General features: G+C 44.1%; 13 protein-coding genes. 1 reads left to right on the top strand and 12 read right to left on the bottom strand.

Annotated elements, in window-relative coordinates; genetic code table 11:
* Positions 1-10: 10 nt before the first annotated feature.
* The 7 genes from MBEAL2_RS19480 to MBEAL2_RS19450 all read right to left on the bottom strand — a co-directional run bounded on the left by MBEAL2_RS19480 (position 11) and on the right by MBEAL2_RS19450 (position 7,663).
* The gene (locus tag MBEAL2_RS19480; protein WP_047153932.1) at positions 11-658 is read right to left on the bottom strand and encodes an RraA family protein; all 648 of its coding nucleotides are present in this window, start codon (positions 656-658) and stop codon (positions 11-13) included.
* A gap of 6 nt (positions 659-664) precedes the next feature.
* Complete coding sequence (locus MBEAL2_RS19475; RefSeq protein WP_047153931.1) at positions 665-1,804, bottom strand: acyl-CoA dehydrogenase family protein; 1,140 nt, start codon at positions 1,802-1,804, stop codon at positions 665-667.
* A gap of 19 nt (positions 1,805-1,823) precedes the next feature.
* Positions 1,824-3,317 carry an aldehyde dehydrogenase family protein gene (locus MBEAL2_RS19470; protein ID WP_052947846.1) on the bottom strand — a complete coding sequence of 498 codons (1,494 nt, stop codon included), beginning with the start codon at positions 3,315-3,317 and terminating at the stop codon, positions 1,824-1,826.
* A gap of 18 nt (positions 3,318-3,335) precedes the next feature.
* Entirely contained in the window at positions 3,336-4,505 is a 1,170-nt protein-coding gene (locus tag MBEAL2_RS19465; RefSeq protein ID WP_047153930.1) for an iron-containing alcohol dehydrogenase, read from the bottom strand.
* Positions 4,506-4,539: 34 nt separating this feature from the next.
* Positions 4,540-5,595, bottom strand: coding sequence for a TRAP transporter substrate-binding protein (locus MBEAL2_RS19460; RefSeq protein WP_047153929.1), 1,056 nt, complete (start codon positions 5,593-5,595; stop codon positions 4,540-4,542).
* A gap of 225 nt (positions 5,596-5,820) precedes the next feature.
* Positions 5,821-7,101 carry a TRAP transporter large permease gene (locus MBEAL2_RS19455; protein ID WP_047153928.1) on the bottom strand — a complete coding sequence of 427 codons (1,281 nt, stop codon included), beginning with the start codon at positions 7,099-7,101 and terminating at the stop codon, positions 5,821-5,823.
* Position 7,102: 1 nt separating this feature from the next.
* Positions 7,103-7,663, bottom strand: coding sequence for a TRAP transporter small permease (locus tag MBEAL2_RS19450; RefSeq protein ID WP_047153927.1), 561 nt, complete (start codon positions 7,661-7,663; stop codon positions 7,103-7,105).
* Positions 7,664-8,103: 440 nt separating this feature from the next.
* On the opposite strand from MBEAL2_RS19450, the gene MBEAL2_RS19445 reads away from it, so the two are divergent.
* A complete protein-coding gene (locus MBEAL2_RS19445; RefSeq protein ID WP_052947845.1) occupies positions 8,104-8,778 on the top strand; it encodes a GntR family transcriptional regulator in 675 nt (224 codons plus the stop codon).
* A gap of 45 nt (positions 8,779-8,823) precedes the next feature.
* Here the strand turns inward: MBEAL2_RS19445 and MBEAL2_RS19440 are convergent, their stop codons facing one another.
* The 5 genes from MBEAL2_RS19440 to MBEAL2_RS19420 form a co-directional block, all read right to left on the bottom strand.
* The gene (locus tag MBEAL2_RS19440) at positions 8,824-9,804 is read right to left on the bottom strand and encodes an electron transfer flavoprotein subunit alpha/FixB family protein (RefSeq protein ID WP_047153926.1); all 981 of its coding nucleotides are present in this window, start codon (positions 9,802-9,804) and stop codon (positions 8,824-8,826) included.
* Positions 9,805-9,819: 15 nt separating this feature from the next.
* A complete protein-coding gene (locus tag MBEAL2_RS19435; protein WP_047153925.1) occupies positions 9,820-10,581 on the bottom strand; it encodes an electron transfer flavoprotein subunit beta/FixA family protein in 762 nt (253 codons plus the stop codon).
* A 184-nt stretch (positions 10,582-10,765) separates the two neighbouring features.
* Positions 10,766-12,184, bottom strand: coding sequence for a sodium:solute symporter family protein (locus tag MBEAL2_RS19430; protein WP_047153924.1), 1,419 nt, complete (start codon positions 12,182-12,184; stop codon positions 10,766-10,768).
* Positions 12,171-13,160: an agmatinase gene (speB, locus tag MBEAL2_RS19425; protein WP_047153923.1), complete on the bottom strand. Its 990-nt coding sequence runs from the start codon at positions 13,158-13,160 to the stop codon at positions 12,171-12,173. Before speB ends, MBEAL2_RS19430 begins: the two co-directional genes overlap by 14 nt.
* Before the next feature lie 43 nt (positions 13,161-13,203).
* Positions 13,204-14,541, bottom strand: coding sequence for an aspartate aminotransferase family protein (locus MBEAL2_RS19420; RefSeq protein WP_047153922.1), 1,338 nt, complete (start codon positions 14,539-14,541; stop codon positions 13,204-13,206).
* Between the last annotated feature and the right edge of the window lie 23 nt (positions 14,542-14,564).

Genomic DNA, 14,564 nt, shown 5'->3' with positions numbered 1-14,564 from the left:
TTCCTCCTTTCTAGATGTCGTATTTACGCAGGTCGAATAAATCTACGGTCAATTTGCCTCGATTTAGCTGCTCAATAATTCCTTTTTCTGCATTCACCTTTTCCTCGGCCAGCGTGACAATGTTCTCAAGTTCATCAGCAGGAATGACAACGACTCCGTCGGCATCCCCCAGGATAATATCACCAGGGTTGACGGTAACTCCGCCAACGGTAACCGGAACTCCAATCTTACCTGCATTTTTTTTGTCTGTTTTCTTTATAGAAATTCCTCTTGTAAAGAGAGGGAAGTTCATTTCGATAATTTGCTGCGTATCCCTTACGCTCCCATCGATGACCAATCCGGCAATCTGCTGATGCTGGGCAGCGACTGTCAGGATTTCCCCCCATGCCCCTCCTTCGTAATGGTTGCTCATCGAGGCCACAAGTACGTCGCCCGGCTGTGCTTTTGACACAGCCAGGTGAAGCATTAAATTATCACGTGGGGGACATAGGAGTGTAAATGCTGGGCCACAGATCTTTTGATCTTGAGCCAGCGGCTTAATTCCGTTATCCATAGCGAAACTATTATCCATTAGACAGTCTGAAACAATTGCTGAATCAAATTGCGAGAGTTTTTCCAATAGAATTCTTTGTTTACTTTGATCCTGGGCTTTATACATATTCATCTACTTCCTTTGGTCGAATTTTTTTCCTAAGACACTGGAAGCCAACATGGTTCTGTGGACTTGAACCGTTCCACCCGCTATAGAAGCGGCCCTGGCACAACGGTAGTACCATTCCAGGGGATACTGTGTTGAGAAGCCATACCCACCATGGAGCTGTATGCAATCATCTGTAATCTTTTTTGCAGCTTCTGCTACAAAAACTTTAGCTACACTCGCAGCGTTCTTATCCGGTTTATTGTTAGCTGTAGCCATTCCAGCACGGTATAGCAGGGTACGGGCAGCTTCTAATTGCATATACATATCTGCGATCATCCACTGCACCCCTTGGAATTCACAGATTTCTTTCCCGAATTGTTTCCGTTCCTGTACATACTGGATCGTTCTATCAAAAGCAGCCTGTGTAATGCCCAGTGTTTGAGCCGCGAAACCTAACCGAACACCATTGTAGACACCCATCAGGGCTTTAAATGCATCGCGAGGAATTAATACATTTTCTTTTGGCACAATCGCATCATCAAAATAGAGAGCTGATTGAAATTCCCCACTCATGTTTTCTTCTGGTATCCCCACAGTAAATCCAGGGGTTCCCCGTTCGACCAGGATAGCTCCAATATCAGACGCTTTCCCGGTGTTACCAAAGCGGGCATACACTACAAATAAGTCAGCTAAATGAGCTTCACTTACCCAAATTTTAGATCCGTTTAATCGGTAGTGATCTCCTTCATCTATAGCCGTCGTCTTAAGGTCTGTTGCAGCACTTCCGGCATCCGGTTCACTAATTCCAAGCCCTACATACAAATTTCCTGCGGTTATTTGAGGAAGGTATTTCATTTTTTGCTCTTCAGTGCCTAAATGATTAATGAAAGCCGCACTCCCGATACTGGTGTGGTATACCTGCCTTCCGCTCGTTGGGCACACTCTGCATAATTCTTCGATAATGAGAAGTGCATCAAACAAAGATAAATTCATACCTCCGTATTCTTCCGGAAGCGTTAGCCCTAAAAACCCTTGTGCAGATAATAAACGAGCATTTGCCCAGAATTCCTCTCCTTCTAGCCAATGCGTTCCCATTTGCAGCTTTCGAGAAGCAAAATCACGAGCTACATCTTTCCAGGATTGATTTGTCTCTGTCAAAACCATGTTTGTTCACCCCCTGCGTTTATTTTGAAGCCGAATAGATTACTTTTAGGTCCGTGAAGAAATCTTTAGCCGTTGTTCCAATGGAATACTGGCCAATCGCTGAACTATTAAGCCCTCCAAACGGCACATGGGATTCGCTGATGGTTCCGTTATTAAGATGAAGCATTCCGGCCTGAACCTGAGTCACGAATTGTTCAGCGTATTCCATGTTGCTGGTAAAGCAAGAAGCAGCAAGGCCGTATTCGGAATCATTCGCGATTTGTATTGCTTCTTCGAAACTATCAACAGGCGTTACGACAAGAACCGGGCCAAAAATTTCTTCTTTTACAATGGTCATAGAAGGTGAAACATTAGCAAAAATGGTCGGTTCATAGAAGTATCCATTGTTTGGATTTTCTACGCGTTTTCCGCCATGTACTAATGTGGCCCCTTCTTCCAGCCCAATCTTCACATAGCGTTCAACGGTTTCCAAATGATCCTTCGAAACTAGCGGTCCTAACGTTGTCGTATCATCCAGCCCATCACCAATGACGTAAGATTGGCATTTCTCCTGCAGATGAGCGATAACTTCATCCATAATGGAGCGCTGTACCAGTATACGGCTAATCGAAGTGCATCGCTGGCCTGTAGCGGCAAATGCAGCCGGCACAATTTGATTTACAATATGGCTAACATCTTTGCAATCATAGATAATCGCTGCGTTTTTCCCGCCCATCTCTAATTGGACCTGAATCAGTCTTTCAGCTGCTGCTCGATAAATCGTAGAACCTACTCCGGTCGACCCTGTGAATGTTACCCCTTTGACTAAAGGATGACTGATGAGAGGGGTTCCTACTTCCCGGCCCGATCCGATTACTAAATTTAACGCTCCTTTAGGCAGACCTGCCTTTTCAAACAATTCAACAATTTTCGCCGCTGTCCCGACAGTGATGCTTGCAGGCTTAAATACAACGGTGTTTCCTGCTGCCAGCGCCGGGGCTATCTTTCTTAGTGGAGTTACAATGGGAAAGTTCCAGGGAGAGATGGCTGCAATAACCCCTTTCGGTACCCGAATAGTCCGGATGTCAATTCCGGGTCTTTCACTCGGCAGGGTTTGACCGTCTAATCGAGAGGCTTCTCCGGCTGTATAACGAACCTCACGAATCGTTTTATCGATTTCACCTAATGCTTCTTTCAATGTTTTCCCTTGTTCTAACGTAATGACCTGGGCAACCTGTTCGCGTTCAGAATCCAGCAACGCTGCGAAACGGTACAGAATATCGCCGCGTACCGGTGCTGGTGTACGAGCCCATGCAGCAAATGCTGCATGGGCGGCTTCTACCGCTTTATTCGTATCTTCTACTGTTGAATTGGGGGCGACGATAACGATTTGTTCAGGATTTGCCGGGTTCTCTCTTTCAAATACTTTGTTATTGGATGAAGGAACCCACTCGCCACCAATATAGTTCTGAATTTTAATAGGAAGACTGTTCACAACATCTACTCTGCTCTTATCTTGAAGACTGTTCGTCATATCTAATCTCTCCTTCTCTTATAGTGCTTTCTCAAGGATTTTCTTCAAGTCTTCTACAGTAACTATTTTCGGATTTGCTAGAGCAACTCCACTATCAAAAGCTTCCTGGGCTACAACCTGTATTTCCTCAGGAGATAAATTCACTTTATTTGCTCCAAGTGTTGCCGGGATATCTAAATCATCAACCAGTTGCTTCACAGCATGTACAGCACGCTGGGCAGCTTCCCTCTGGCTTAAGCCATCTACATTTTCTCCCATGATGATTGCGATTTCTTTGAATTTTTCTAAATTTGTGCTTACGTTAAAATCCATAACAACAGGCAGAAGAATGGAGTTTGCTAAACCATGCGGGATTTTATAGCGGCCACCTAATGGATGAGATAGGGCGTGTACAGCGGCTACTCTCCCCCAGATAAATGCAGCCCCGGCAATTGTACTGGCCAGCATCATTTGTGAAGCTGCTTCTAAATCGGTTCGGCGGGCAACAAAGGGACGAAGAGACTTGCTAATTAACCGGATAGCGTGAAGTCCGAGAGCCTCCGTGATAGGTTGTGCCTGGTTTGATGTATAAGACTCGATTGCGTGACTGAGTGCATCCATTCCCGTGATTGCCGCAAGCCCTCTGGGAAGAGTCGTTAATAATTCAGGGTCCAGAATCGCTGCTTTTGGATGCAGATGTTGGCTAAGAATCCCCATTTTGTACTGGCGTTTTGTGTCTTTTAGAACAGTGGCATGGGTAACTTCCGAGCCGGTTCCTGCCGTTGTTGGAATGGCAATCACATCCGGTCCTCGATTAGGAAGTTTATTTTTCCCTTCGTATTGGCCAAGGTCACCTGGGTTGGCTACAGCAGCTGAAGCTCCTTTTGCTGTATCAATGGAGCTCCCTCCACCAATTCCAATTAATGCATCACACCCGTTTTGTAAATACAGTTGTTTTACTGTTTCAACTACTTCGAGCGTTGGGTCTGGCTGAACCTCACTAAAAACTGTGTATTTTATTTCACCTTTTTGTAGAATTGTGTCCAATCTTTCTAGAATCCCGGATTGAGCAATACCTGGGTCAGTACAAATCAAAACATTCTGATAACCATGCTTATTCAAAACCTCAACGAGGTTGTTTAAACTCCCTGTTCCGTAGTGGATTTGGGTATGTAACCCAAATTCGAAAGAATCCAACAATAAATTCATGCTATTTCCCCCTGTAATTTAAGTAGTTAGAATACTATTGCTTGTTTTTGTTTACTTCCGCCATGTATTCATCGAAATATTCTTTGCCTATCTTGTCAGCAAATTGCGTGTAAACAGGTTGAACTTTGTCTTCAAATTGCTTGCGTGCTTCCGGAGCTAGTTCTGTAATAACCATTCCGTGATCTTTAAGTGTTTTTAAGTATTCTTCACTTTTATCCCGATTGAGTTTTCTTTGATAAGATGATGCTTCTAAGCCAGCCTCTTTAAGAACCGTTTGTTCCTCCGGAGTCAATTGGTCGAAGAACTTTTTAGAAACGACCAATCCCATTGGGTTATACACATGGCTTGTTTGAGTTAGATACTTTTGTACCTCATAAAAATTATCCAGGGCCATATTCCCGTATGGATTTTCCTGGCCATCTATAACCTTTTGCTCCATTGCTGTGAAGAGTTCAGTGTAGGCCATAGGCGTTGGATTCGTTCCAAGTGCTTCCCAGGTTGCAAGATTAAGCGGTGTTTGCATGGTTCTGATTTTAAGGCCTTTTGCGTCATCAACCGTTTTGATTTCATGCTTACTATTAGTTAGATGTCTAAATCCGTTTTCCATATATCCCAGAAGAATAAGGTTTTCTTTTTCCAGCTGCTTTCCTGCCTTTTGTCCGTATGGGCCATCTAAAATCGCATCAGCTCCCTTTTCATTAGGGATAGAGAATGGTAAATCGAATGCCAGCATTGATGGAGCCCAGTTTGCGAACATTGAAGTAGAAGCTCCAACCATTTGAATCGTTCCTAATTTCATTCCTTCAATCATCGTTCTGTCATTACCAAGCAAACCGTTAGGATAAATTTCAACCTTTATGCTGCCTTTTGTTTTTTCCTCAACGATCTGTTTGAATTTTGTATAACCTTGAAAAAGGGTGTGTTTATCGTTATTTACTGAGCCTAATTTAATTACTTTAGCTGCTGTACCGCTGCCACCAGCGGCGGAAGTTTTTGTTCCCGATGGGGCCGCAGCATCTTTGGTGCCTGAACAGGCTACTAAACTGCCAAGTATAACGCTTACAAACAATGCTAACAAAATCTTTTTCATTACATTTCCCCCTTAGGTTTTAATATACATTGGTCTGTAAAACCCGTTCGTAATCAAAAGTAAATCCCTCCTTTTTTCATATATTAACGATTATCGATAATATATGAATTGTAGCACCTCCTATTTCATTTGTCAATTTCATGCAGCTTCATTTATTAAATTTTCTGAACCGGAGATTATAAAGTATAGAGGTTTTCATAATCACCGGATGAAGAAACAATTGACCTATGATGTTAAATAGTGAAGCGGTACGGTAACTAATGATGGGAACAAAATTAATAAAATCAGAATCAATACTTCTACTAGTAAAAACGGCCAAATCCCTTTCATAATATCGTCCATCCCAATTTTTCCGACTCCACAAGCAACGTTGAGAACGGTTCCAACTGGTGGAGTAAGCAAACCTATACAGTTATTAAGGACAAAGAGTACTCCAAAATAGACCGGATCGATCCCAGCCGCATTAATCACCGGCATGAGTACAGGAGTCAGGATAAGGATCGTCGGTGTAAGATCCATTGCTGTACCTACGAGTAAAACTAAGATGTTAATGACGATTAATAAAAGAAGTTTATTATCTGCAAAGGGCTGAACTGCCTCGGTAATAACTGCGGGAATATTTGCAATGGTCATCAGCCAGGCAGAAACCATAGCTGCTGAAGCGAGAAACATAACTACACTTGTCATTTTGGCTGAGGTAGTTAACGCTTTATATAAGTGTTCTAATTTTATTTCACGGTAGATAAACACTCCTACGAGCAGAGCATAGAATGCCGCAATTACAGCAGCCTCGGTTGGAGTAAATACTCCCCCACGGAGTCCTACAATGATAATGACCGGCAAAAGCAAACCCCAGAACGCCTGCTTCGTTTCGTGAAATATTTCCTTTAGCGATTTACGTGGAAAAACTTCTACATTATCCTTCCGTACGACCCACCACCAGGCAATCACGAGTCCAAGGCCAATAAGAAGACCTGGCACAATTCCAGCCATAAACAGTTTTGTTACAGAAACGCCGCTGCTTACTCCAAATATAATCATAGGTATACTTGGCGGAATGATTGGCGCAATGATACCTCCCGCTGCAATTAATCCGGTGGAACGGTTTCGATTATATCCTGCTTTTACCATCATAGGTATTAAAATAGCCGCGAGTGCTGCTGTGTCCGCAATAGCTGATCCTGACAATCCTGCAAACAGTACACTTGCAATAATAGCCACATAACCCAGCCCTCCGCGTATGTGTCCGACAAGAGCCAGCGCAAAATTTATAATTCGGGTTGAAAGCCCGCCTATGTTCATTAACTCCCCCGCAAGGATAAAAAACGGGATCGCCATTAATGGAAAACTGTCAGCACCATTAATGAGGTTTTGTGCAAGGATTTGACTGTCGAATGCATCGAGGTATACCATGAGTGCCAAAGCGCTGGCTAAAAGCGCAAAAGCGATTGGCATCCCCAGTGCCATTACGCCGCAAAGCACCCCGGTAAAAATAGCTAGTGTCATTTTACATCCCGCCTCCCTGGGCAATCTTTTTTTCTTCATACAAAACAAGTTCCAGTTCTTCCTCTGATTCCATACTTCTCGTAAGTTCTTCAATTGAATTTTCTACAAACCAGGCTCTATAGAGATTTCGAATCACGACCCAGCCCATACAAATACTCACCATAACGCCTGTTATATAGATGTAAAACATCGGAAGTCCTGTAACAGGAGCCGGAGTATGAAGATTGGATACCGCTACCTTCCAACTACCATCCAGGATTAACCAAAGGATGTAAAGCACCAATAGATTGGTAAAAGTAAAAATAACTTTTTTCTTACCTGAAGATAATTTCTTAATAAACATATCTACTCCCAGATGTTGATTATCTCTCATCGCTCCAATGGAACCCAGGAAACACATCCATATAAACAGGAAGCGTGACATTTCTTCCGACCAGACAATCCCGGAGTTAAAAGCATACCGTAAAACAACATTACCAAAGACTAGAACAGCCATAAATGCTAATGAAGAAGCGATTATTATATTTAGTAAACTATTTAATCTTTTACCTGCATTCTTCATATAATCTCCTCCTCTGATTATTCATTAATTTGTCCTTCGTACACAAAGTAATAAATTTCAAATCAAACTTATTGAGAACGTTTACATTTCCCTTTGTTAGGAGTGAAATAAAGACCGTTTGTAAATACTGCTCAGAAATTATCCTGTTAGAAAATGATTACGTAGATTTCTTAGTTGAGTCCTCCTTTTTATATTTTATCTATTATCGATTATATCTTATATTGAATATTTTATTTTGTCAAAAGATTTTATTAAGTCCAACTGGTTTCGTTTTGACGTCTCTTTTCACTTCTCTAATCCTACTATCTTCTCTTTTATGGAATTTTTCTAAACTTTTGGAATTTTTTTGTTGAATTTATTTTATTAAATGGAAATGATATGTTACAATATAATTACAAAATTACCGATAAGCGATTATCGATTATTTTATGGGAGGAAATATGAAAAATACGATTGTCAACAAATCTCTCTCTGACCAGATTTACGAGAGTTTACGCGAATCAATAATTAAGGGAGAACTCCGGCCAGGTGACAGGATTACGGAGCTGGAAATAGCGAAGAATTTCGGGGTTAGCCAGGCACCCGTGCGGGAAGCTTTTTTGCGGCTTGCAGAAGATGAGCTAGTGATCAGCCATCGTAATAAAGGAACATTTGTTTCGAATATTTCCATGGATGAAATCGATGAATTGTACAGTTTCCGGATCCATATGGAAGAAATGGCATTAAAACGCGCTTTCGAACGAATAACAGAAGAAGATATCAAGACTCTGGAAAATTATTATCAGGAGATGATGAAAGCAGGAGAAGAAAATGACCTGGATGGCCTGAGAAATACAGATGTCAATTTTCACACCCACATTTATCAAATAGCAGATCATAAGTTCATGTACCATGTTTGGAGAATCCTATCATCAAAATTGAATCGTACATGGTATCTTACAAGCCAGGTATATTTTACAAATTTATCCGAGGTTGCGAGTATACACGAACCGATAGTAAAAGCATTTCAACAAAAAGATTTACATGGATGCATAGAAGCTTTCAAAAACCATGTTAATTATGAGAAGAAACAACAATTGCTTCGAAGCGGTTTAAGTGCTGATGAAACCCAGTAAGTAATAAAGGCGTGCAATCGCACGCCTTTTAATTATTGCTATAATTTACTTTGCCGGACTAAGCAATGCGTTGGAAAATTCCTTGATAAGGACCGGAACAATTTCAAATAAATCACCGACAATTCCGAAGTCGGCGATATCAAAAATCGGCGCTTCAGGATCTTTATTAATGGCAACAATGACTTTTGAGTTCGACATGCCTGCCACGTGCTGAATGGCACCGGAAATTCCGCACGCAATATATAAATCAGGCGTAACTACTTTTCCTGTTTGCCCAATTTGCAGAGCATAATCACAATACTCCGCATCACAGGCCCCGCGTGAAGCTCCTACAGCCCCGTTTAATACATCCGCTAATTCTTTTAACAAAGTAAACCCCCTTGCACTCTTCACCCCCCGGCCACCGGAAACAATCACTTTAGCTTCTGACAAGTCCACCGTATCTGCAGCTTTTCGAACGATGTCCTTTATTAAAGTTCTCAGCGGTGCTTCCTCAATTGTAAATGGAACAATCTCTCCCCGTCCTGGATTTTCTACAGGTGCTATGTTATTTGGCCGGATGGTAATGATTCCTTTATCACCGGTAAACCGCTTCTTTTCAAATAGTTTCCCTGAATAAACAGAGCGGGTTAACACCACTTTGTTATCACAGTCTACATCTATATCGATGCAGTCACCAATCAATCCATAATCGAACCGTGCAGCTAACCGTGGAGCGATATCCCGCCCATTTCCCGTGTGTCCCATAATAATAACATCAGGATTAATTTCATGGATGAGCTGTACATAGGCTTGAAAATATAAATCAGGATGATATTCATCTAACTCTTTATTTTGAACTATATAGATTTGGTCGGCACCATATTGCGAAAGCAGATTCGCATGCTGTTCTGCTTTACTGCCCACAGCTGCGGTCACGACTTTTCCTTCTCCCGCTGCTTTCTTTGCAGCGGCCAATCCTTCAATAGAAACATTTCGAATTTGAAATCCCTTCATTTCAGACAAAACCAGGACGTTTCTATTCATATTTTCCCCTCCTCCTTAGAATATCTTTGCTTCCTTAAAAAGTAACGTAACCAATTGCCGGCCAGCCGCAGCAGGTTCTTCTGTTATTCTTGTACATACTTTGCGCTTCGCTGGCAGATAGCGGTCGACGACTTCCGTTCTAGCAGAGAGAACTTCTTGTGAATCTATCAGGTCAGAGGCTTCTATCGTTTCTAGAGGTTTGCGTTTAGCTTTCATAATATTTGGCAGGGAAGGATACCTCGGCTCATTTAGTCCCTGCTGGCATGATACGAGCAGGGGTAAGGATGCCTCGATTTTGTAGATTTCACCTTCGACGTCCCGTTCAATAAGTAATTTATCGCCATCAATTTCTAATTGCACAATGGATGTAATATGAGGAATCCCAAGTTCTTCGGCAAGCCGAACCCCTACCTGCCCCGAACCGCTATCTATTGATTGATTGCCTGTTAAAATCAAGTCGAAATTCTTGTCGCTGGCATAGGCGGCGAACACTTTAGAAAGGGTAGATTCGTCACCATCTACTTCCTCGATTAAGACCGCTTTATCTGCTCCCATCGCTAATGCATGGCGCAAAGCAGTTTCGGTGCGTTCCGGGCCTATAGAAATAACAGTTACTTCCCCGCCGTTGTTTTCTTTAATGGATAAAGCTTCCTCAATTGCGTATTCATCATATGGATTTACGATCCATTGAGCATCTTCCTCCAGAACCTTGCCTTCTCTTAAGTTGATTTTTTCTTCAGTATCAAACGTTTGTTTGATACAAACTAATATATTCATTGAGCCCACCCTTCCTCTTTTTGATAATTTTATCGATTATCGATAATATGTATAGATAGTAGCACGTTATGTAATAATTGTCAAAATATAATGTTATTATTTCTTACTATATTTTGCTTTACATAAAAAACCTCTTTAGACTTTATATACAGTCCAAAGAGGTTTGGATTCATGCGTATCCTGCTTAAGGGGCCAACTGCTCCCCGTCCTCAGGCTGCAAATCAGCATACGCAGGCCCTTTATTCGCAAAATAGGAAACACCTATAATCACAATGATACTAGAAGCAATCCCATACATAATTGGATTCGTTGAGCTAATCCCTTCCACCGCAAGACCTGCGACAACAACGACCGTGCTAACAATAATAGCATAGAACCCGGCTTTTGCCGTCGCCCTTTTCCAGAAGAAGCCTATCACAGTCGGAACAAAAATAGCGCCCGAAAGAATCGCGTATGCAACGTCTAACGCAACGAGCACGTCCTGGATCCAGATGGCGAATATAATGGCAATGACACCAACAGCCAGCGTTGTTACCCGGGAGAGCAGAATCGTTTGCTTCTCCCCGATATCTTTTAGCCAGTACTGCTTAATAATATCATTGGTTAACAGTGTCGACGAAGCAAGCAGTGTACCCGAAGCCGTGGACATAAGCGCAGAACAAACACTTGCCAGCACTAGGCCCAATACCCCGGATGGTAAAATGGACATAGCCATATTGGCAAATACGTTCTGTTTATTTTCCAATCCCGGCAGAAGCACGAGGGCGCACATCCCGATAATGCTGATTGCAACGGCATAGGCGATACTGTACAGGCCGGCAAAAACAGCACCGGTCCGGGAGATTTTTGCGGTCCTGGCCGTAAATACACGCTGCCAGATATCCTGTGACACAACCATCCCCAGGCAATACAGCAGGAAGTATTGAAAAATCTGGCCGCCGCCAATGCTCGCAAAATCAAAATGGGCTGCCGGAAGCTTTGTGGTGAGTGCCTCCCATCCGCCGGCGTGCGAAAGGCTCATTGGAAACATAATGAAGAAAATTCCAATCGTCATAACAATGAATTGAATAATATCCGTAACCGTAACGCTCCACATCCCGCCAAGGATTGTGTAGAACAATACGATTCCACCACCGATAAGCATCGACATCGTTAAATCCCAGCCGAGCAGAGCATTAATAATGGTTCCCATCCCGATGACTTGCGTAACCGAAACCATAAGCGTATAAATGGCGGCGACTGCGGCACTAAGCAGCCTTGTTTCCGTATTATACCGCTTCCCTAGCAATTCACTAATCGTTGTGACTTTTAACCCGGAGATTTTTTTAACAAAAACAACCCCGAGCACCATAATCCCAAACCCGATCATCGTCACGAGCCAAATACCGCTAATGCCGAACTCGTACCCCATCCTCGCGGTGCCGAGCGTTGATGCACCGCCAAGGATAACGGCGGCGAGGCAGCCCAGGTACATGAAAAAACCAAGGTTGCGCCCGGCAAGCGCGAAGTCCTCTGAAGTTTTAGCCCGCTTCGAGCCAATGATGCCGACAGCAATAAGCACAGCAAAATACAAAAGGATAACGATCACATCAAGCGTTTTCATATCCTGCACCTCCGCTTCCAAGTGGTTGCTTTGCCTGCTTCGCTCGCTTCTTTAGCGCAACAAGGGTTACCATTTCATAGGCGACCGCAGCGGCCAGCCCCCCTGTAATTTCACCGTGATCATGTGACGGCAGTACCTCAACCAGGTCGAATCCGACTAAATCCAGTCCATCAAGCCCCCTCACTAATTCAAGTGCTTCATAGCTGGTCGGTCCACCGACTTCCGGAGTTCCTGTTCCGGGTGCATAAGCCGGATCGACAAAGTCAATATCAAAGGAAACAAATACAGGCCGGTTTCCCACACGTTGACGAATGTTATGCAGCACTTCCGCATACCCAATCTGCCTCACTTCTCTCATTGTCAGCACTTCAAAGCCAAGAATCCTGGCATCGTCCATGTCCTCCGGTCCGTAAAGCGGGCCGCGCATTCCAATTTGAATGGAATGGGCTACATCGAGCAGGCCTTCTTCCACTGCCCGGCGGAAAGGAGTGCCATGCATATATTTCTCACCATAGTAGTTATCCCATGTATCGCTGTGTGAATCAAAATGAATGAGCGCAACTGGCCCAAATTTCTTTGCAAAAGCCCGCAGATTACCAAGGGAGATAGAATGATCGCCGCCAAGAATAATCGGAGTAATATCATTGTCAAGAATAAAAGTAAGCTCTTTCTCTATATTTTCATATGTTTTATGAATGTTTCCCGGCACCACATCAATGTCTCCATAATCTACTCCTGAACAGTACTCGAAAATCTGAATCTCCTGGTCTGGGTTATACGGGCGCAGCAGAACGGAAGCGTTACGAATGTGCTGCGGGCCGCCCCGCTGACCGGTCCGGTTGGAGGCAGCGGTATCAAATGGCACTCCTACTACGACAAAATTGACATCACTTGTTGCCCGCAGGCATTCCAATCTCATAAAGGTCCGTACTCCACAAAAGCGTGGGGATTGTGAAGAATCTTTTGGCTGGTACACGTACATTCCTCCTCCTTATTTTCAAGTAATCAAAACACAACTACTATCGGCTGTTGGATAATGCTGCCCCGATTCCTGCTCCCGATTCGTATTCGAAAAGCGCTTCATCAAGCATACGCAGTCCCTCGTCAATTTGGGCTACCGTAACCGTGAGCGGCGGAATCATCCGTACCACTTCGCCGCTGTTGCCGCACAGGTAGAAGAGCACCCCTTTTTCCAGGCAGCGGTCCAAAATGTCAAGCAGCCCCTTCCCATCCGGCTCCCCGGTACGGGGGTTAATAATTTCAATGCCAATCATTAACCCGACGGCTCGGACGTCACCAATAACAGGGTGCTTAGCTCTTATTTCCTGCAGCCGCTCATAAGCATAGCGGCCCACTGTTCTTGTATTTTCAAGGAGTCGCTCTTCCCGGAACACCTCCAGCGTAGCAAGCGCCGCCGAGCAGGCGACCGGGTTTCCACCAAATGTTGTCCCGTGGCTGCCGAGCGGCCATTGTTTCATCAATTGTTTTGAAGCCACGGTTGCGCTTAACGGCAGCCCTGAAGCGATTCCTTTTGCAACAGCCATAATATCAGGCGTAACACCGAAGGTCTGCGCCGCAAACCAGTCACCTGTGCGGCCGAACCCGGTTTGTATTTCATCAAAAATGAGAAGGATGTTGTGCCTATCGCAAATTTCCCGCATCTTTTGCAGCCAGCTCCGCGGCGGAATTACATAACCGCCTTCACCCAGAACCGGTTCAACAACCATGCAGGCCACTTCCTCCGGTGTCACCTGGTGGCGGAAAAGAGCGGCTGCATCCTTCTCCAGTTTTTCGGCAAAGTAGATTTCAGGGTCCTGCCCGGCCGGACAATCCTTCACATTGGCGTAGGGTAGCTGATAGGCTAACCAGTTCGGCTGCATGTACTTTCGGTATTTGCTTTTGGAAGTTGTAACGCTTAGCGCCCCCATCGAGCGTCCGTGAAAGCAGCCGGTAAAAGAAATCACATACGGTCTTTTTGTTACATACTTCGCTAATTTGATTGCGCCTTCCATCGCTTCCGTCCCGCTGTTTGCAAAGAAGAAGCAGTCCAATCCTTGCGGCATAATTTTAACTAGCTCTTCCGCCAGGCGCAGTAACGATTCATACATAATAACACCGGAAGGGCCATGCAACAGCTGATCCGCCGCATCTTTAATCGCCTGCACGACTTTCGGGTGGCGGTGGCCGGTGTTCGCTACGGCAATCCCGGACGTAAAATCGAGATATTTTCTGCCGTCCAATCCGTAGTAATAGCAACCTTCTTCCTTAACAACAGGCAAATTCGGATGATCTTTGGCCATGGTCGGGGCCAGCAGCTCCGGCATGTTCCTCACTAAATGACTCCAGTCTTCTGACATATGACAACCCCCTCTGTGCCGTT

This window comes from Aneurinibacillus tyrosinisolvens (genome assembly GCF_001015055.1).
Classification (GTDB): domain Bacteria; phylum Bacillota; class Bacilli; order Aneurinibacillales; family Aneurinibacillaceae; genus Aneurinibacillus_A; species Aneurinibacillus_A tyrosinisolvens.
This window is presented reverse-complemented; position numbering and strand designations above follow the sequence as displayed.

What these genes read in the sequence shown, in the direction of transcription:
- MBEAL2_RS19480 (WP_047153932.1), bottom strand. Translation starts at nt 658, where the DNA reads ATGTATAAAGCCCAGGATCAAAGTAAACAAAGAATTCTATTGGAAAAA.
- MBEAL2_RS19475 (WP_047153931.1), bottom strand. Translation starts at nt 1,804, where the DNA reads ATGGTTTTGACAGAGACAAATCAATCCTGGAAAGATGTAGCTCGTGAT.
- MBEAL2_RS19470 (WP_052947846.1), bottom strand. Translation starts at nt 3,317, where the DNA reads ATGACGAACAGTCTTCAAGATAAGAGCAGAGTAGATGTTGTGAACAGT.
- MBEAL2_RS19465 (WP_047153930.1), bottom strand. Translation starts at nt 4,505, where the DNA reads ATGAATTTATTGTTGGATTCTTTCGAATTTGGGTTACATACCCAAATC.
- MBEAL2_RS19460 (WP_047153929.1), bottom strand. Translation starts at nt 5,595, where the DNA reads ATGAAAAAGATTTTGTTAGCATTGTTTGTAAGCGTTATACTTGGCAGT.
- MBEAL2_RS19455 (WP_047153928.1), bottom strand. Translation starts at nt 7,101, where the DNA reads ATGACACTAGCTATTTTTACCGGGGTGCTTTGCGGCGTAATGGCACTG.
- MBEAL2_RS19450 (WP_047153927.1), bottom strand. Translation starts at nt 7,663, where the DNA reads ATGAAGAATGCAGGTAAAAGATTAAATAGTTTACTAAATATAATAATC.
- MBEAL2_RS19445 (WP_052947845.1), top strand. Translation starts at nt 8,104, where the DNA reads ATGAAAAATACGATTGTCAACAAATCTCTCTCTGACCAGATTTACGAG.
- MBEAL2_RS19440 (WP_047153926.1), bottom strand. Translation starts at nt 9,804, where the DNA reads ATGAATAGAAACGTCCTGGTTTTGTCTGAAATGAAGGGATTTCAAATT.
- MBEAL2_RS19435 (WP_047153925.1), bottom strand. Translation starts at nt 10,581, where the DNA reads ATGAATATATTAGTTTGTATCAAACAAACGTTTGATACTGAAGAAAAA.
- MBEAL2_RS19430 (WP_047153924.1), bottom strand. Translation starts at nt 12,184, where the DNA reads ATGAAAACGCTTGATGTGATCGTTATCCTTTTGTATTTTGCTGTGCTT.
- MBEAL2_RS19420 (WP_047153922.1), bottom strand. Translation starts at nt 14,541, where the DNA reads ATGTCAGAAGACTGGAGTCATTTAGTGAGGAACATGCCGGAGCTGCTG.